15 protein-coding genes are annotated in these 17,379 nt (G+C 58.5%); 12 read left to right on the forward strand and 3 right to left on the reverse strand.

The window, feature by feature from the left end:
- Positions 1-7: 7 nt before the first annotated feature.
- The 3 genes from ACP15U_RS00450 to ACP15U_RS00460 are packed head-to-tail and all read left to right on the forward strand — an operon-like array spanning position 8 to position 3,771.
- The gene (locus tag ACP15U_RS00450) at positions 8-1,090 is read left to right on the forward strand and encodes a microcin C ABC transporter permease YejB (RefSeq protein ID WP_425043148.1); all 1,083 of its coding nucleotides are present in this window, start codon (positions 8-10) and stop codon (positions 1,088-1,090) included.
- On the forward strand, positions 1,091-2,197 hold the full coding sequence (locus tag ACP15U_RS00455) for an ABC transporter permease (RefSeq protein WP_425043149.1): 1,107 nt from the start codon (positions 1,091-1,093) through the stop codon (positions 2,195-2,197). It begins immediately after the preceding gene.
- The gene (locus ACP15U_RS00460) at positions 2,194-3,771 is read left to right on the forward strand and encodes an ABC transporter ATP-binding protein (protein ID WP_425043150.1); all 1,578 of its coding nucleotides are present in this window, start codon (positions 2,194-2,196) and stop codon (positions 3,769-3,771) included. The genes ACP15U_RS00455 and ACP15U_RS00460 overlap by 4 nt, the downstream gene beginning before the upstream one ends.
- A 65-nt stretch (positions 3,772-3,836) precedes the next feature.
- Here ACP15U_RS00460 and ACP15U_RS00465 read toward each other — a convergent pair whose 3' ends face one another.
- Together ACP15U_RS00465 and hemN are read right to left on the reverse strand one after the other, a co-directional pair.
- Positions 3,837-5,765, reverse strand: coding sequence for an elongation factor G (locus ACP15U_RS00465; protein ID WP_425043151.1), 1,929 nt, complete (start codon positions 5,763-5,765; stop codon positions 3,837-3,839).
- A gap of 207 nt (positions 5,766-5,972) precedes the next feature.
- A complete protein-coding gene (gene hemN, locus ACP15U_RS00470) occupies positions 5,973-7,328 on the reverse strand; it encodes an oxygen-independent coproporphyrinogen III oxidase (protein ID WP_425043152.1) in 1,356 nt (451 codons plus the stop codon).
- Between the two features lie 63 nt (positions 7,329-7,391).
- Here hemN and fnrL point away from each other — a divergent pair, with 63 nt between their 5' ends.
- Positions 7,392-8,132: a transcriptional regulator FnrL gene (gene fnrL, locus ACP15U_RS00475; protein ID WP_425043153.1), complete on the forward strand. Its 741-nt coding sequence runs from the start codon at positions 7,392-7,394 to the stop codon at positions 8,130-8,132.
- A 42-nt stretch (positions 8,133-8,174) separates the two neighbouring features.
- Complete coding sequence (locus tag ACP15U_RS00480) at positions 8,175-8,432, forward strand: GlsB/YeaQ/YmgE family stress response membrane protein (protein WP_425043154.1); 258 nt, start codon at positions 8,175-8,177, stop codon at positions 8,430-8,432.
- An 83-nt stretch (positions 8,433-8,515) separates the two neighbouring features.
- Here the strand turns inward: ACP15U_RS00480 and ACP15U_RS00485 are convergent, their stop codons facing one another.
- On the reverse strand, positions 8,516-9,355 hold the full coding sequence (locus tag ACP15U_RS00485; protein ID WP_425043155.1) for a universal stress protein: 840 nt from the start codon (positions 9,353-9,355) through the stop codon (positions 8,516-8,518).
- 190 nt (positions 9,356-9,545) lie between these two features.
- On the opposite strand from ACP15U_RS00485, the gene ccoN reads away from it, so the two are divergent.
- The 7 genes from ccoN (at position 9,546) to ACP15U_RS00520 (ending at position 17,378) form a co-directional block, all read left to right on the forward strand.
- Positions 9,546-11,153 carry a cytochrome-c oxidase, cbb3-type subunit I gene (gene ccoN, locus ACP15U_RS00490; protein ID WP_425043156.1) on the forward strand — a complete coding sequence of 536 codons (1,608 nt, stop codon included), beginning with the start codon at positions 9,546-9,548 and terminating at the stop codon, positions 11,151-11,153.
- Positions 11,154-11,167: 14 nt separating this feature from the next.
- Positions 11,168-11,899 (forward strand): cytochrome-c oxidase, cbb3-type subunit II, encoded by a 732-nt coding sequence (ccoO, locus tag ACP15U_RS00495; RefSeq protein ID WP_425043157.1) that lies wholly within the window; start codon positions 11,168-11,170, stop codon positions 11,897-11,899.
- A 16-nt stretch (positions 11,900-11,915) separates the two neighbouring features.
- Positions 11,916-12,101 carry a cbb3-type cytochrome oxidase subunit 3 gene (locus tag ACP15U_RS00500; RefSeq protein ID WP_425043158.1) on the forward strand — a complete coding sequence of 62 codons (186 nt, stop codon included), beginning with the start codon at positions 11,916-11,918 and terminating at the stop codon, positions 12,099-12,101.
- Positions 12,098-12,973 carry a cytochrome-c oxidase, cbb3-type subunit III gene (gene ccoP / locus ACP15U_RS00505; protein ID WP_425043159.1) on the forward strand — a complete coding sequence of 292 codons (876 nt, stop codon included), beginning with the start codon at positions 12,098-12,100 and terminating at the stop codon, positions 12,971-12,973. Before ACP15U_RS00500 ends, ccoP begins: the two co-directional genes overlap by 4 nt.
- Positions 12,974-13,304: 331 nt before the next feature.
- Entirely contained in the window at positions 13,305-14,732 is a 1,428-nt protein-coding gene (gene ccoG / locus ACP15U_RS00510; RefSeq protein WP_425043160.1) for a cytochrome c oxidase accessory protein CcoG, read from the forward strand.
- Positions 14,733-14,734: 2 nt separating this feature from the next.
- Positions 14,735-15,193, forward strand: coding sequence for a FixH family protein (locus ACP15U_RS00515; protein ID WP_425043161.1), 459 nt, complete (start codon positions 14,735-14,737; stop codon positions 15,191-15,193).
- A 4-nt stretch (positions 15,194-15,197) separates the two neighbouring features.
- Complete coding sequence (locus ACP15U_RS00520; protein ID WP_425043162.1) at positions 15,198-17,378, forward strand: heavy metal translocating P-type ATPase; 2,181 nt, start codon at positions 15,198-15,200, stop codon at positions 17,376-17,378.
- Position 17,379 lies beyond the last annotated feature (1 nt).

The raw sequence follows: 17,379 nt of genomic DNA on the forward strand, positions 1-17,379 counted from the left end.
GCCACCCATGGGAGCCTATATCCTCAGACGCCTGCTCTTGGTCATACCGACCTTGCTAGGCATCATGATCATCAATTTCACGCTCGTGCAGTTCGTGCCCGGCGGCCCGGTCGAACAGATCATCGCCCAGATGGAGGGTGGGGGCGACGTGTTCGAGGGCTTTGCCGGTGGCGCGGATATCGAGACAGAGTCTACTTCTGTAACGGATCGCTATGTCGGCGCCAGGGGGTTGCCTCCGGAATTCATTGAAGAACTTGAACGGGAATTCGGATTCGACAAACCGCCGCTCGAGCGGTTCCTGTCAATGATGGGGAATTATCTGACGCTGGACTTCGGAGAGAGCTACTTCCGTTCGATCAGTGTGATTGATCTGGTGCTGGAGAAAATGCCGGTGTCGATTTCGCTTGGGCTCTGGTCGACGATCATCGCCTACCTCGTGTCGATCCCGTTGGGGATACGCAAGGCGGTCAAGGACGGATCCAGTTTTGACACCTGGACCAGTGGCATGATCATCGTGGCTTATGCCATACCCGGTTTTCTCTTTGCGATTCTCTTGCTGGTTTTGTTTGCAGGCGGTTCGTATTGGCAGATCTTCCCGCTGCGGGGTTTGACGTCCGACAATTGGCAGGATCTTAGCCTGCTGGGCAAGATCGGAGACTATTTCTGGCATATTGCTCTGCCGGTCATCGCCTCGACGATCTCGGCTTTTGCAACACTGACTCTGTTGACCAAGAACTCCTTTCTGGACGAGATCAAGAAGCAATATGTCATGACCGCCCGCGCCAAGGGGTTGTCAGAACGCAAGGTGCTTTACGGCCATGTGTTCCGAAACGCGATGCTGATCGTAATCGCGGGTTTCCCGGCGGTTTTCATCGGGGTGTTCTTTTCCGGCTCGCTGATCATCGAGACGATCTTTTCGCTCGATGGCCTTGGCCGTCTTGGATTCGAAGCCGCCGTCGCGCGGGACTACCCGGTTATCTTCGGGACGCTGTTCATATTCGGTCTGATGAGCCTCGTCGTCGGCATCCTCAGTGACATCATGTATGTGCTGGTCGATCCCCGTATCGACTTCGAAAGCCGGGAGGGATAAATGGCGCTGTCCCCACTCAATCAGCGCCGCTGGCGCAATTTCCGGCGCAATTCCCGGGCATTCTGGTCGCTGATCATTTTCTCGGTGTTGTTCGGTCTGTCATTGCTGGCTGACTTTCTGGCCAATGACAAACCGATCCTCGTGAGCTATCGTGGTGATCTGTTCACTCCGGTCTTCAATTTCTATCCCGAAACCACCTTTGGCGGCGATTTCCAGACCGAGGCGATCTATCGCGACCCGGAGGTGCAGTGCCTGATTGCATCTGGCGGAATCGAGGACTGTTTCGACGACCCTGAAGGCATCATCGAGGACATCGATGCCGGGACTTTCCAAGCGGATGATTTCGTCAAGGGTTGGGCGATCTGGCCGTTGATCCCCTATTCGTTCAACACCACTGTGGATCGCCCCGGTGCGGCGCCGTTGCCGCCCAACGGCCAGAACTGGCTAGGAACAGACGACACCAAACGCGACGTGCTTGCACGGGTCATCCACGGCTTTCGGCTATCCATCCTGTTCACTCTCATGGTGACTGCCGCGGCCAGTATTGTGGGCGTAATTGCCGGTGCGGTGCAGGGCTACTTCGGGGGGTGGCTCGATCTGGTATTCCAGCGGATTATCGAAATCTGGTCGGCGACGCCGTCGCTATACGTGATCATCATCATGTTCGCGATCCTTGGCCGCAGTTTCTGGCTACTGGTAATCCTGATGGTCTTGTTTTCATGGACCGCGCTGGTGGGGGTTGTCCGGGCTGAGTTCCTGCGGGCCCGGAACCTCGAATATGTCCGGGCGGCCAAGGCGCTGGGTGTCGGCAACGTCACGATTATGTTTCGACACATGCTGCCCAATGCAATGGTTGCGACCCTGACCATGCTGCCGTTCATTGTAACCGGAACCATATCAGCACTGGCTTCGCTCGATTTCCTCGGGTTCGGTTTGCCGGCTTCGGCGCCCTCGCTGGGTGAATTGACCCTTCAGGCCAAGCAGAACCTGCAGGCCCCGTGGCTGGCGTTCACCGCCTTCTTCACCTTTGCCATTATGTTGTCTCTGTTGGTCTTCATTTTTGAAGGCATTCGCGACGCGTTCGATCCCAGAAAGACCTTTTCATGAGCCTGCTCGATGTGAAAAACCTAAGGGTCTCGTTCCGGCAGGACGGACAGGTGACCGAAGCAGTCAGGGGCGTGTCCTTTTCTGTCGACCGGGGAGAAACGGTGGCTCTGGTTGGTGAGAGCGGATCAGGCAAATCGGTTTCTGCGTTGTCCACTGTATCGCTTCTGGGCGACAGCGCCGAAGTCAGCGGGTCGGTAACCTATCACGGCAAAGAAATGATCGGCGCGTCCGAACAGAAGCTCATGGAGGTGCGCGGCAACGACATCAGCTTCATCTTTCAGGAGCCGATGACGTCTCTCAACCCACTGCACACCATCGAAAAACAGATGGCCGAAAGCCTTGCGTTGCATCAGGCTCTGGCCGGCGACGCAGCGCGTGCCCGCATTCTTGAACTGCTGAACAAGGTGGGTATCCGCGATCCCGAGGATCGTCTTGGCAGTTATCCGCACCAGCTTTCCGGTGGGCAACGACAGCGCGTGATGATCGCCATGGCGCTCGCCAACAAGCCCGACGTTCTGATCGCGGACGAGCCGACAACGGCGCTGGACGTAACCATTCAGGCGCAGATCCTGGACCTGCTGGCCGAGTTGAAATCGGCCGAAGACATGGGTCTCCTCTTTATCACTCACGATTTGGGCATTGTCCGTCGGATTGCCGACCGTGTTTGCGTGATGAAAGATGGAGAAATCGTCGAGACCGGGCCAACCTCTGAGATCTTCGATAATCCCCAGCATGCCTATACCCGCAGACTGTTGGGCGCGGAGCCTGCCGGCTCTCCCGACCCGGTTCCGGAGACCTCGGAAGAGATCGCCCGAACGGATCATCTCAAGGTCTGGTTTCCGATCCAAAAGGGGTTGATGAAGCGAACGGTCGGATATGTTAAGGCCGTCAATGATGCTTCGATCCGGGTGCGGGCCGGTGAGACGCTGGGCATCGTGGGCGAATCCGGCTCAGGCAAGACGACGCTGGCACTGGCCATGATGCGCTTGATCGCGTCCGAGGGTGGTATCACCTATCGCGAAGAAGACGTACGCAAATGGTCGACGCGGGAATTGCGGCGGTTGCGCAAGGACATGCAGATCGTGTTTCAGGATCCGTTCGGATCCCTGTCGCCACGTATGACCTGCGCGCAGATCATTTCCGAGGGGCTGGCGATCCACAAGATTGACCCGCACCGCGCCCCGCGTGAACTGGTCGCCGAGGTTATGACGGAGGTAGGGCTGGACCCTCAATCTATGGACCGGTATCCGCATGAGTTTTCGGGCGGGCAGAGGCAACGCATCGCCATTGCGAGAGCAATGGTTCTGCGCCCGAAACTGCTGGTGCTGGACGAGCCGACCTCGGCGCTCGATATGACGGTTCAGGTGCAGATTGTGGAGTTGTTGAGAGACCTCCAGCGTAAGTATGGGCTGGCTTACCTGTTCATCAGCCACGATCTGAAAGTCGTGAGGGCGATGTCCCATCAGGTCGTCGTCATGCGCAACGGCGATATCGTCGAGACGGGTGCGGCCGAAGATCTGTTTGAGAATGCCCGGACCGACTACACAAGAACGCTGATCGCAGCGGCAGGCTAAACCCGCCGCACCCGTCGCAAAAGATCGTGGCGGTCTCCGCCTCAGCTGCGACGACCCCGAGGTGATCAGGCGACCACCTCCTTTTCCTTGTTTGTCTTTGGAACCGGCCCGCGTAACTCCTCGTAGTGGTCAAAGCTAAGGTCCACCCAGCCGGTGCCGCGCGTGGCGCTGGCGATGGATCGGTTCAGTTCAGCTTCGGCAACCGCCGGCAGCAGGGCATTGAAAATCTCCCAGCCTGACGAATCGGGATTTCCCTCAAAGCCCAGAACCTGCCCCTGCAGGCTTGAAATTACCGGAACGAGATCACCCACGAAATCTGAGGGCAGGTGGATTTCGGCCCTCAGGATAGGTTGCAGTACGACAGGTTTGGCTTCTCGCAGGGCTTCGCGGACCGCAGATTTTCCGGCGGTGCGGAACGCGAAGTCCGAGCTGTCGACTGAATGGTGCTTTCCATCCTTGAGCGTCACCTGAACGTCCACCACGGGAAATCCCTGCGGCCCTTCGACCAAAGCATCTTTGGCACCATGTTCAACGGCGGGAATATAGTTGCGCGGAACAGCACCGCCTTTCACCACTTCGTCAAAGGAAAAGCCGCTGCCACGGGGCAGCGGGGCGAGCTGGATCACCACGTCGGCGAACTGACCTGCACCGCCAGACTGTTTGCGGTGGCGATAGTGATGTTCGATCGGCTTCTGGATCGTTTCGCGATAGGCTGTTTCGACCGGTTCCGTAGTGACTTCGATGCCGAAATCGGCGGCCAGCTTCTCGGAAACCCGGCGCAGGTGTTGCGGGCCTTGCGCGCCAAGCACTGCATGGCCGCTGTTTTCGTCTTGTGACAGAGACAGCCCGGGATCGATCTCTGCCATTCTGGACAACGCATTGGACAGTCGCACATCATCGCGCTCATGGGTCGGCATTACCACTTGCCGATAAGAAGGCGACCGAGCCTTGGCCCATCCCGGCAACTCTTCGGCATCCGTCTTGTCATAGAGCCTGCCGGGAACAAGGTGATCGGATTTCACCGCCAGACCAATCTCGCCGGCGGCCAGCTTGTCGACTGGAGTTTTGCCGTCCAGCGCCGTGAGACTGCCGATTGTCTCTCCGCCCAGCGGCTCATGCGCTGCCACTCCGGCCTTGAGGCCGCGTAACACAGTAATCTTGCCAATATGCTTCTTCACATCGGCAAATCCGGCAATGGCAAGGGTCTCTCCGCCGGCCTCGTCACGGTCTCGGGCAATGTCGAATTCCGGTGCTTCGTGACGCAGTGCTTTCATCAGCCGTGTAAGGCCGTTGCTGTGGCTGGCCGCTCCCAGATAGGCCGGTATCAGTTGATGGTGTTGCAGAACTTGAGCCGCAAGATCGAATATCTCGGCACTTGGCGGTTGCTTGTCCTCGATCAATTGCTCAAGCAGGTTGTCGTCGAAATCCGACAGGGCCTCCAAAAGTTCCGTCCGGGCTTCCTGTTCCCGTTCCACGGTGGAATCCGGCAGTTCGATCAGAGCCGAAGGTTCGCCCTCGCGATACTTCCATGCGCGTTCCGAAATCAGGTCAACGGCACCTACGACCTGATCGCCTTCACGAATGGGAACCTGGCGCAGCGTAATGTGATGGGTGCAATAGGTTTGGAGAGCTGCAACGATATCGCGAATTCGACCGCCGGGATGGTCCATACGGTTGATGAACAGAACCGCGGGAATGCCCGCTTCTTCAACCAAACGCAGGTAGGGGGCACAAAGCACCGCCGCATCGGGATCAGGTGGCACTACCACCACCGCCGCATCCGAGATTGCCATTGCCGGTCCGACATAGGCCAGTGCGTCACCGCCGCCATCCACGTCGACGGCCATCCACGGTTCGCCGAGATAGTCAAAGCCGTAAAGCCCTACAACGCCGCCAAGATCGAAACGGGTCGCGCGCCCATCCAGACCGCTCAACGCCTGAACAAGGGTTGATTTGCCTGATTGAGACGGTCCGATAACGGTAAATACACGCATGAGAGCTTCCTTTCCTTGCACCTTGCCATCCACCGGCGCCATCAACTGGCGCCTTCCCCGGGCGGCTGCACGAAAGGTCCGGGCGGAGATTTCCGCACGTCTTGATCGGGATTCGACCTGCCTCACCCGCGATCCGAATGCATCGCGGGCAAGATTGAGTGTCGGGAGTTTACTGGGGTTACGTCAAGCCCCGCATTTCTCCACCGCTCAGATGGCCGAGCTGTGCCCCGCCTTGGAAAGGTCATACGCGTCAAAGCTGCGCGCAATCATACGGGTCAGGGGCCGGGCCTCTTCCGGGATGAAAAGCCCGTTGTCCGAGAGTTTCAGCAATCCGTCAAAGGCGTCATTCGCATCCCTGAACATTTCGAAAAGCGCACCGCGGGATATGTCGAAACTGCCCATGATCTCGTCGACATCAATGCAAAAGTCGCACATCAATGCCTCGATCAGGCGCGCGCGCAGAAGGTCTTCGCCTTTGAATGTATGACCGCGCGAAGTCGAGAATCGCCCGTCGCGGATCGCCGATGTATGTGCCGAGGTGGCCGGTGCATTCTGGGCGTATCCCTTTGGGAACCGCGAAATCGAAGACGCCCCAACCCCGATCAGGGCCTGCGCTTGGTCATCGGTGTAGCCCTGGAAATTGCGTTTGAGCTGACCGGCCCTGAGCGCCTTTGTCAAACCGTCATCCTGCGTGGCAAAATGATCGATGCCGATTTCAGCGTAGTTGTCCCACAGGAACAACTGCCGTGCGGTTTCGAACAGCATCAGGCGTTCTTCGGGCGTGGGCAGCGCATCCGATGGGATCAGCTGCTGGCGTTTGGCCATCCAAGGCACGTGTGCATACCCATAGAGCGCCACCCGGTCCGGGTTGAGAGACAGCAGCTTTTGCACGCTTTCCGTCATTCGGGCCTTGGTCTGGTGGGGTAAGCCAAAGAGAATATCAGCGTTCAAGCTCTCGATGCCGCGGTCACGGATCATTTCAACCGCTTTGCGGGTTACGTCATAGCCCTGAAGCCGACCGATAGTTTTCTGAATATCTTCGTCGAAATCCTGAACCCCGATCGAAGCCCGATTCATGCCCGCGCGCGACAAGGCATCCAGCCGGTCCCCGTCGATCTCATTGGGGTCGATTTCGACCGAAAATTCGGCGCCATCGCCCAGAGGCGCGACCTCGAAGATTGATGCGGCCAGATCTTCCATCAGCCCCGCCGAGAGAAGAGTCGGAGTTCCGCCGCCCCAGTGCAACCGCGATAGGGTGATTCCTTCGGGTAGCTTGCGCTTGAGCAGGTTGAGCTCGGCCTTGAGGACCTCGACATACGCGACAACAGGCGCATCAGTCTGCGTGCCCTGCGTTCTGCAGGCGCAGAACCAGCACAAGCGGCGGCAGAACGGAACATGGATATACAGAGAGATCGAACCGTTTGGTTCCAACTCCGAAATCCATTCTCCATAACGGTCAGGCCCCACGTCATTGCTGAAGTGGGGCGCGGTCGGGTAGCTGGTATAACGTGGCACTTTCGCGTCAAATAATCCCAGCCGGGACAAATCGGATTTTGCTATCATGAGATGTATGTAATAAGTGACTCTCTGACAAAGCTTTGACCCAGATCAATTGGGACCAAATTGATGAACGCGCCTGGTCAATCCATTCCGCACACCTGTGCCGACTGCCCAATCCGGCATCGGGCCGTATGTGCCCATTGCGAACCCAATGAGCTCGATGAGCTTGAGGGGATCAAATACTATCGCAACATCGAAGCCGGCCAGACGATCATCTGGTCAGGTGACCAGATGAATTTTGTCGGGTCGGTGGTGTCGGGTATCGCCACGCTGACCCAAACAATGGAAGATGGCAGAACCCAGATGGTCGGGATGCTTCTTCCCTCTGACTTTGTGGGGCGGCCGGGCCGCGAAAGTTCACCGTATGATGTGGTGGCAACCACAGATCTGGTCATGTGCTGTTTTCGCAAGGCTCCGTTCGAAGATCTGATGAGCCGGACTCCGCATATTGCGCACCGGCTGCTGGAAATGACCTTGGACGAACTGGATGCTGCCCGGGAATGGATGCTGGTTCTGGGGCGCAAAACCGCGCGCGAGAAGATCGCAAGCCTGTTGTCGATCATTGCGCGTCGCGATGCGTCGTTGTCCAAGAACGGGCGCGGCAAGATGGTCTTTGATCTTCCACTGACGCGCGAGGCGATGGCCGACTACCTTGGCCTGACGCTGGAAACGGTGAGCCGGCAGATGTCGGCGCTGAAGAAGGACGGCGTCATACTGCTGGAAGGCAAGCGGCATGTTACTATCCCGGATATGCGTCGTCTGATGGACGAAGCCGGGGACGACAGCGACGGCGGATTTCTGGTCTGAACATCAGAGCGTCCGCACCGGAACAAAAACAGCGGAGGCTCAATGGAATTCAACAGCGTTTTTGCAATGGTGATTGTCGGCGCGCTCGCGGGCTGGCTTTCGGGCAAGCTGATGCAGGGCAGCGGATTTGGGCTGATCGGAAATATCGTGGTCGGGATTGTAGGGGCCTTCGCCGCCGGTTTGATCTTTCCTGCGCTGGGCTTTTCGGTCGGAGGAGGTTTTTTTGCCTCAGTGTTTCACGCGACGATTGGCGCGGTCATTCTTCTGGTTCTGATCAACCTGATCCGAAAGAGCGCATAGGCGCCCGCGTTTAACTCTGGAAACCGATGATACAACGCCCCGCCGCGAAGGATGGGGCGTTCACATTATAAATGTGCTGGCTATCAATGAGCCATGAAGATCGGAACTTCGGCCTGTTCCAGCATGTTGCGGGTCGCTCCTCCGAGAATCGCTTCGCGGAAGCGGGAGTGACCGTAGGCTCCCATCACGATCATGTCAGCGCTGGTGTCCACGGCATGCCGGTTCAGGATCTCCGAAACCCGTGGCATGGTCTTGCTGAGAACATCGATTTCGCAACGCACCCCGTGTCGGGACAGCATTTGCGACAATAGCCCACCGGGATCGGAGCGGTCCGGTCCATGTTGCGGAGGGTCGATCACGACTATGCGAACGGTTTCTGCTTGCTTCAGGAATGGCAGCGCCATCCGAATGGCGCGCATGGCCTCTACGCTTTCATTCCAGGCGACCAGAATTGTTGACGGCTTGGCAAGCGGTGGCCGGTCATCCGGAACGATCAGAACAGGTGCGTGTCCTTCGAACATCGCAGCCTCGACGATCGGTTCCACTTCGGCGCCGCGAGTTTCGCCATAGGGGCGGGGCAGCACGACGAGATCGGAAAACCGAGCCCGATGAGCAACATGGCGCCCGAGGTCGGCAATCTGTGCCACGCCTTCTTCGGCAGACCAACGCACGCCCGACTTGCCTAGAATATCCTTGGCAGCCTCAAGCATCTCGGTGGCCTCGGCATTGGCCCGGGACAGGGTTTCCTGCAGAATCATCGCGTTTGCACCTGCGTAGTAGTAACCAGTCTGCGTTCGGTCGACCCCCAAACACAGCGCCTCGGCATGGGCGTCCTGCGCCGAGGCCAGCGCCACCAGTTGACTGAGGGTGGGCCCGGCAAACTGCGGGTTGGTCAGTACCGTCAGAAGAGATTTGTAAGACATTTGCACCTCGTCGAAAACGGCGTTCGCCGCCTACGTCTGCTTCATCATGTTTTGAGACGTGTCACAGATTTCGACCCGTTGTCTTGATGCAGATCAAGGCAGCATTGCTCACCCTTTTGCATGAAGCGGCTAGTCAAACTCCGTTCGGCGCGACATAAGAATCGTGTGGGACATGGCAAAGGGACGCAAAATGTCGAATTATATCAAGCTTATTGCGCTTGGTTTGGTCGCCATCTTCACGATGATAGCGATCAACTACGCGCGTGATACAGCTTACATGGTGCAAATGATCGTCGTAATGATCGTTTCCGTGGGGCTGTTTATTTGGACTCTCCGTCATACCGACGATCCGGGTCTGCTCGTGGATCAGAGCGGCGAGTACATGGATAATGTTGTCCGTGCCGGCGTGATTGCCACCGCCTTTTGGGGCGTTGTTGGTTTTCTGGCCGGTGTGTTCATCGCTTTCCAGCTCGCATTTCCGGTACTGAACTTCGATTGGGCTCAGGGTTACGCCAATTTTGGGCGCCTGCGGCCGCTGCACACCTCGGCGGTGATTTTTGCATTTGGCGGGAACGCCCTGATCGCGACCTCATTCTACGTGGTGCAGCGCACCAGCGCAGCGCGCCTTTGGGGCGGCAATCTCGCGTGGTTCGTGTTTTGGGGTTACCAGCTGTTCATCGTGCTGGCCGCGCTGGGCTATCTGTTCGGCGGCACCCAGTCCAAGGAATACGCTGAACCGGAATGGCACGTTGACCTGTGGCTGACCATTGTATGGGTCGCCTACCTGGCCGTGTTCCTCGGCACCGTTATCAAACGCAAGGAGCCGCATATCTATGTGGCCAACTGGTTCTACCTGTCGTTCATCGTCACGGTGGCGATGCTGCACCTGGTTAACAACATGACCATCCCTGTCAGTATCTGGGGGTCCAAGTCGGTGATCGTCTGGGCCGGGGTGCAGGACGCCATGATCCAGTGGTGGTATGGGCACAACGCTGTGGGCTTCTTCCTGACTGCGGGCTTTCTGGGCATGATGTATTACTTCATCCCCAAGCAGGCCGAGCGGCCGGTATTCTCATACAAGCTGTCGATCATCCACTTCTGGGCGCTGATCTTCATCTACATCTGGGCTGGTCCGCACCACCTGCACTATACAGCGTTGCCTGACTGGGCCTCGACGCTCGGCATGGTGTTCTCGGTCGTGCTGTGGATGCCGTCCTGGGGTGGTATGATCAACGGCCTGATGACCCTTTCGGGCGCATGGGACAAACTGCGCACCGATCCTGTGATCCGCATGATGGTAATCTCGGTCGGCTTCTACGGCATGTCGACCTTCGAAGGGCCGATGATGTCGATCCGCGCGGTGAACTCGCTGTCGCACTACACCGACTGGACGATTGGTCACGTGCACTCCGGCGCGCTGGGCTGGAACGGGATGATCACATTTGGTGCTCTCTATTTCCTCGTTCCGGTTCTGTGGAAGCGTGAGCGCCTCTATTCGCTGCAACTGGTCAGCTGGCACTTCTGGCTCGCCACCATCGGTATCGTGCTCTACGCCGCCTCGATGTGGGTGACCGGTATCATGGAAGGCCTGATGTGGCGCGAAGTGGATGCCAACGGCTTCCTGGTGAACTCGTTCGCTGACACCGTTGCCGCCAAGTTCCCGATGTATGTGGTGCGTGCTCTGGGTGGAACCCTGTTCCTCGCTGGTGCCGTGATCATGTGCTACAACCTGTGGATGACCGTTCGGAAGGCCCCGGCTAAAGAAGCCAGCCTGTCCGTCGCGGTCCCGGCTGAATAAGGAGGGCCGGAGCAATGGCAATTCTCGACAAACACAAGATCCTCGAGACCAACGCGACCCTCCTGCTGATCTTCAGCTTTCTGGTCGTAACCATCGGCGGCATCGTGCAGATCGCACCGCTGTTCTATCTCGAAAACACTATCGAAAAGGTGGAGGGTATGCGTCCTTACACCCCTCTCGAGATGGCAGGGCGTGAGATCTACATTCGCGAAGGCTGCTATGTCTGCCACAGCCAGATGATCCGCCCGATGCGAGATGAGGTCGAACGCTATGGCCACTACTCGCTGGCGGCAGAGTCGATGTATGACCATCCGTTCCAGTGGGGTTCCAAGCGGACCGGGCCTGACCTGGCCCGCGTCGGCGGCCGTTACTCGGACGAATGGCACGTCGATCACATGCGCGACCCGCAGTCCGTGGTGCCGGAATCGGTGATGCCCAAATATGGCTTCCTCGAAAACACCCGGCTGGATGGCAAGTACATGGGGGATCTGATGGCCGCGAACGCTCTGGTCGGTGTGCCTTACACCGATGAGATGATCGAAAACGCGCAGGCGGATTTCCTCGCCCAAGCTGACCCGGACAGTGACTATGACGGGCTGCTGGAACGCTATGGCGAAGGCTCAGTGAACGTGCGCAACTTTGACGGCCAACCGGCAGTCACCGAGGCCGACGCACTTATCGCCTACCTACAGATGCTGGGTACTCTGGTCGATTTCTCGACCTTCACGCCGGACGCGAGCCGCTAAGGGAAAGGGGAAACTCATGGAAGAGTATACCATCCTGCGGCAGTTCGCAGACAGCTGGATGCTGCTCGTCCTGTTTGCCTTCTTCGTCGGAGTGATCCTTTGGGTCCTCCGGCCCGGCAGCAGCAAAGGGCACAGAGATACCGCGAACATACCGTTCCGGCATGAAGACAAACCCGCCACATCCGAGGAGGCGCGGCAATGAGCAACAACGAACCCGACAAGAAGAACGAACACGGGCATGGCACGACCGGCCACTCCTGGGACGGCATCGAGGAATGGGACAACCCTATGCCGCGCTGGTGGGTCTGGACCTTCTACCTGACCATCATCTGGGGCATCGCCTATTCAATCGCCTACCCGGCCTGGCCGATGGTCAGTGCGGCAACCAGCGGTGTTCTGGGCTGGTCTACGCGAGGAGATGTGGCTGCCGATATCGCAGCGGTCGAGGAATCCAACGCGGCCATCAACGAAAAGCTCGCCACGGCCGAGCTGGCCTCGGTGCCGGGTGATTCCGAACTGAACCCCTATGCCGTTTCGGCGGGCGATGCGGTGTTCAAAACATGGTGCGCTCAGTGCCACGGTTCGGGCGCGGCCGGTGCCAAGGGGTACCCGAACCTGCTGGATGACAGCTGGCTCTGGGGCGGCGATCTTGAGAACATCTATCTCACTGTTGCTCACGGTATTCGCAATGAGGACAGCGACGAAGCGCGCTATTCCGAAATGCCGGCCTTTGGTCGCGATGAGTTGCTGGAAGAGGCTGAGATCGACCAGGTCGTGAACTTTGTCATGTCGCTGTCCGGCGAGGCACAGGACGCGTCGCAGGTCGAGGCCGGTTCCGTTGTCTTCGCCGACAATTGCGCCGCTTGTCACATGGAAGACGGATCAGGCGACCGCGATCAGGGCGCCCCGAACCTGACCGATGCAATCTGGCTCTATGGCGGCGACTTCGACACGCTCAAAGACACGGTCTACAACAGCCGTTATGGCGTGATGCCGGCATGGAACACGCGTCTGACCGAGGCGCAGGTTCGGGCTGTATCGGTCTATGTCCATCAGTTGGGCGGCGGCGAGTAACGCCGCAACGAAACTTCCGGGCTGTCGCCGCAGCCCGGAGGTCGGCGCCGGCTTTTCGATCTGTTCGCGCGTTTCCTGAAAAGCCGGCGTCTTTAAGTTTGACCGGCGTGTCTTTGCAGTGACTGAAAGATGTCCTGGGGGTGAGCCCACTGACATTCCACCAAGCAATCTGCACATCCACCATCGGGTCGTGGTCGACCGCCACCGAAACGCTACTATCTTTTCTCAGGAAAACCTATCCCGCAGATGCTCTTTTTGACCCATGTCAAAGTTGCGAGGGGTAGGATCTGGAACAAACACATTCAAAATTACCAGTATTCGGAGCGCACCAGTGAGTGATTCCAACCCCACTCCCAGCTTGTATGTAGCCAGGGAGCCGATCTATCCGAAGAAAGTTGCCGGACCGTTTCGGAACTTGAAATGGATCATCATGGCGATCACGCTGGGCATTTACTACGTCACGCCGTGGATACGCTGGGACCGTGGGCCGTCGTTGCCTGATCAGGCGGTTCTGCTGGATATGGCCAATCGGCGGTTCTATTTCTTCTGGATCGAGATTTGGCCACATGAATTCTACTTTGTTGCGGGCCTGCTCATCATGGCCGGGCTTGGATTGTTCCTGTTCACGTCGGCACTCGGCCGGGTCTGGTGCGGTTACGCCTGCCCTCAGACGGTCTGGACCGATCTCTATATCCTCGTGGAACGATGGATCGAAGGGGATCGCAATGCGCGCCTGCGCCTGCACCGGCAAAAAAAACTGGACTTTCGGAAGGCACGTCTGCGGCTGACCAAGTGGTTTGCGTGGTTACTGATCGGACTGGCAACTGGCGGAGCCTGGATCTTCTATTTTGCGGACGCCCCGACCCTCGCACGGGATCTGGTGACCGGGAATGCGCATCCGATTGCCTATACGACCATGCTGGTGCTGACCGGCACAACTTTCTTTTTCGGCGGTTTCGCCCGCGAACAGATCTGTATCTATGCCTGCCCCTGGCCACGGATTCAGGCCGCAATGATGGACGAGGATACTCTGGTCGTTGGATATCGCGAATGGCGCGGGGAACCGCGCGGTAAGGGCAAACGCAAGGCCGACAGCGAACTGGGCGATTGCATCGACTGCATGGCTTGCGTGAATGTCTGCCCGGTCGGGATCGACATTCGGGACGGTCAGCAGCTGGAGTGCATTACCTGCGCGCTGTGCATTGATGCCTGTGACGACATGATGGCCAAGATCGGAAAGCCCCGCGGCTTGATCGACTACATGGCGCTTTCAGATGAAGAACGGGAACGTGGCGGCCAGCCACCGCGCAATATCTGGAAGCACATTCTGCGTCCGCGCACGATCCTTTACACGACACTCTGGGCGCTGGTCGGTGTCGGGCTCCTGATCGCGTTGTTCATTCGACCCGATATCGACCTGACGGTTGCGCCGGTGCGGAACCCTACCTTTGTGACACTGTCGGACGGCTCAATCCGCAATACCTATGATGTGCGACTGCGTAACAAGCATGGCGAAGCGCGTCCGTTCCAGCTTTCGATCAAGGGCGATCCCTCCCTGCGTATCCAGTTGGAAGGCACCCCGTACAATTCGGTCGAAGTGCCGGCTGACACGGCCTATCTGCAACGTGTATACATTGTATCGCCAAAAGGGTCGGAACCATCCAACACCGACGCGAGCGATGTGCGGATCTGGGTCGAGGATCTGACCAACGGCGAACGCGCCTACAAGGACACGACCTTTAACGGGAAAGGGAACTGACAATGTCCGAACGTCGTTTTACCGGCAAGCACGCGGCCGCAGTGTTCATCGGCTCCTTTGCTGTCATCATCTCAGTCAACATTCTGCTTGCGGTGAGCGCGGTCCGTACCTTCCCGGGGCTGGAAGTGAAGAACTCCTATGTCGCTTCGCAGAAGTTCGATGACCGCCGCACGGCGCAGGAGACGCTGGGTTGGTCGGTGCGCGCCGATGCAAAAGGCGGGTTGGTAATCCTTGCAATCACCGATGTAAATGGCCAACCGGTCGAGGTCGCGGACCTGAGGGCAACCGTGGGTCGCGCAACCCATGTAAAAGACGATATCACGCCCGAATTTCGTTTTGACGGCGATGCCTATGTGGCCAAGGCCGAGCTGGATGAGGGCAATTGGAATATCCGCATGGTGGCGCGCGCCGAAGATGGGACAGAGTTTTCGCAGCGCGTGGTTCTGCACGTAAGGGGTTGATCGGATGACAGCCGAGCTGCGTCCTCCATTTGCTGCGGCTTGTCCGGGGTGCCTTGCTGCGCCGCAGGACATGGCCGAGATGCCGCCGCAGGATGCGCAGATCGCTCTGTCGTTGCCTACCATACATTGTCAGGCCTGTATTTCGTCGGTCGAACGCGAACTGAACGCCTATCCCGGCGTTCAATCGGCTCGGGTGAACCTGACATTGAAGCGCGCAATGGTCGAAGCCGAGCCGAACGTGACGGCGACCGAGCTCATTCCGGTTCTGGAAAATGCGGGCTACGAGGCGTACGAACTGGATGCCGGAGCGTTGTCAGCCACCCAGAACGACAAGGCCGGGCGGGATCTGCTAATGCGACTGGCAGTGGCCGGTTTCGCGTCGATGAACGTGATGCTGCTGTCGGTTTCGGTCTGGTCCGGGGCAGAAAATGCAACCCGCGACATGTTTCACTGGATCTCGGCTGCGATTGCCCTTCCGGCCATCGCTTTTTCCGCCAAGCCGTTCTTTGAAAATGCCTGGAGTGCACTGAGGGTCCGCCGCCTGAATATGGATGTGCCAATCGTCCTTGCCATCGTTCTGGCGCTGGTGACATCGCTTTGGGAAACATCGTTAAGCGGCGAGCATGCCTATTTCGATGCGGCTCTGGCGCTGACGTTCTTTTTGCTGGCCGGACGTTATCTTGATTACCGAACGCGGGCGGTTGCAAGGTCGGCAGCCGAGGAATTGGCCGCACTCGAAGTACCTAGGGCGCTGTTGCTTCAGGATGGAATCGAATACGAAGTGTCGGTTGCCCATCTGGCAGTCGGCGATCTGATCCGGGTTCGTCCCGGTGGCCGGATGCCTGTAGACGGCGAGATCCTGGAGGGCCGTTCCGAACTGGACCGATCGCTGCTCACCGGAGAGACAGTACCCGTGTTCGCCGAACCGGGCCTCAAAGTCAGTGCGGGCGAAGTCAACTTGACCGGGCCGCTCACGGTGAAAGCATCTGCAGTCGGGCAGGACACATCGCTGCATCGCATGGCCGATCTTGTGGCCATCGCTGAATCGGGGCGTTCGCGTTACACGTCGTTGGCCGACAGCGCAGCAAAGCTTTATGCGCCGGGTGTTCACATCCTGTCTGCTCTCAGTTTTCTTGGTTGGTTCCTGTATTCCGGTGATGTCCGGGTTGCGTTGAACATCGCCGCCGCCGTTTTGATCATCACCTGCCCCTGCGCGCTTGGGCTGGCGGTTCCGGCAGTGACCACGGCGGCATCGGGTCGGCTGTTCCGACGCGGGATGCTGATCAAGCACGCGACCGCGCTCGAACGGTTGGCTCAGGTCGATACTGTGGTTTTTGACAAGACGGGCACATTGACAGCAGGAGCCCCGGTGCTGGTCAATCTGGGCGATCATGCTCAGGCCGATCTTGAGGTCGCTCTGGCGCTGGCCGAAGCGTCTTCGCATCCCCTTTCCGTTTCATTGGCGACGGCTGCCCGCGAGGCGGGGATCAAAGCCGCGACGGTGAGCGATATCACCGAGGTTCCGGGATTTGGTACCCAAGGCCAGTGGCGCGGACTGCCTGTTCGCCTTGGTCGCGCGGCCTGGACAGGGGCACCGGAGAGCAAGCAGACCTCCGCGTGGCTCGCCGTTGGTGATCAGAAACCTTTGGCATTCCGTTTCACCGATGCCCTACGCCCGGGTGCCGAAGACGTTGTCAATCAGCTGAAAGTAGCTGGCAAAGAGGTCTTTTTGATATCGGGGGATACGACTGCTGCCGTCGAGGATCTTGCCGGTCGGTTGGGGATCTCGAAATGGGTGGCCGAAGCATTGCCCGAAGACAAGGCCCGAAGGGTTCAGGCCATGACAGAGCAGGGGCGCCATGTTCTGATGGTTGGGGACGGGTTGAACGATACCGCCGCACTTGCGGCAGCCCATGTCTCGATCTCGCCCGCCTCGGCTCTGGACGCGGCGCGCGTGGCCTCGGATATCGTTCTTTTGGGCAATGATCTGACCCCGATCGCCGACAGCTGCGATATAGCCATCCGCGCCACCAAGCGCATTCGGGAAAATTTCCAGATCGCAACCGTATACAATGTCATCGCGGTGCCCCTTGCCGTTGCCGGTCTGGCTACGCCGCTGATTGCCGCATTGGCCATGTCGCTATCGTCCATTACCGTATCGCTCAACGCGCTGCGCCTGAGGTAAC

It is taken from the genome of Primorskyibacter sp. S87, assembly GCF_049801055.1.
Classification (GTDB): domain Bacteria; phylum Pseudomonadota; class Alphaproteobacteria; order Rhodobacterales; family Rhodobacteraceae; genus JBNAGF01.

What these genes read in the sequence shown, in the direction of transcription:
- ACP15U_RS00450 (WP_425043148.1), top strand. Translation starts at nt 8, where the DNA reads ATGGGAGCCTATATCCTCAGACGCCTGCTCTTGGTCATACCGACCTTG.
- ACP15U_RS00455 (WP_425043149.1), top strand. Translation starts at nt 1,091, where the DNA reads ATGGCGCTGTCCCCACTCAATCAGCGCCGCTGGCGCAATTTCCGGCGC.
- ACP15U_RS00460 (WP_425043150.1), top strand. Translation starts at nt 2,194, where the DNA reads ATGAGCCTGCTCGATGTGAAAAACCTAAGGGTCTCGTTCCGGCAGGAC.
- ACP15U_RS00465 (WP_425043151.1), bottom strand. Translation starts at nt 5,765, where the DNA reads ATGCGTGTATTTACCGTTATCGGACCGTCTCAATCAGGCAAATCAACC.
- hemN (WP_425043152.1), bottom strand. Translation starts at nt 7,328, where the DNA reads ATGATAGCAAAATCCGATTTGTCCCGGCTGGGATTATTTGACGCGAAA.
- fnrL (WP_425043153.1), top strand. Translation starts at nt 7,392, where the DNA reads ATGAACGCGCCTGGTCAATCCATTCCGCACACCTGTGCCGACTGCCCA.
- ACP15U_RS00480 (WP_425043154.1), top strand. Translation starts at nt 8,175, where the DNA reads ATGGAATTCAACAGCGTTTTTGCAATGGTGATTGTCGGCGCGCTCGCG.
- ACP15U_RS00485 (WP_425043155.1), bottom strand. Translation starts at nt 9,355, where the DNA reads ATGTCTTACAAATCTCTTCTGACGGTACTGACCAACCCGCAGTTTGCC.
- ccoN (WP_425043156.1), top strand. Translation starts at nt 9,546, where the DNA reads ATGTCGAATTATATCAAGCTTATTGCGCTTGGTTTGGTCGCCATCTTC.
- ccoO (WP_425043157.1), top strand. Translation starts at nt 11,168, where the DNA reads ATGGCAATTCTCGACAAACACAAGATCCTCGAGACCAACGCGACCCTC.
- ACP15U_RS00500 (WP_425043158.1), top strand. Translation starts at nt 11,916, where the DNA reads ATGGAAGAGTATACCATCCTGCGGCAGTTCGCAGACAGCTGGATGCTG.
- ccoP (WP_425043159.1), top strand. Translation starts at nt 12,098, where the DNA reads ATGAGCAACAACGAACCCGACAAGAAGAACGAACACGGGCATGGCACG.
- ACP15U_RS00515 (WP_425043161.1), top strand. Translation starts at nt 14,735, where the DNA reads ATGTCCGAACGTCGTTTTACCGGCAAGCACGCGGCCGCAGTGTTCATC.
- ACP15U_RS00520 (WP_425043162.1), top strand. Translation starts at nt 15,198, where the DNA reads ATGACAGCCGAGCTGCGTCCTCCATTTGCTGCGGCTTGTCCGGGGTGC.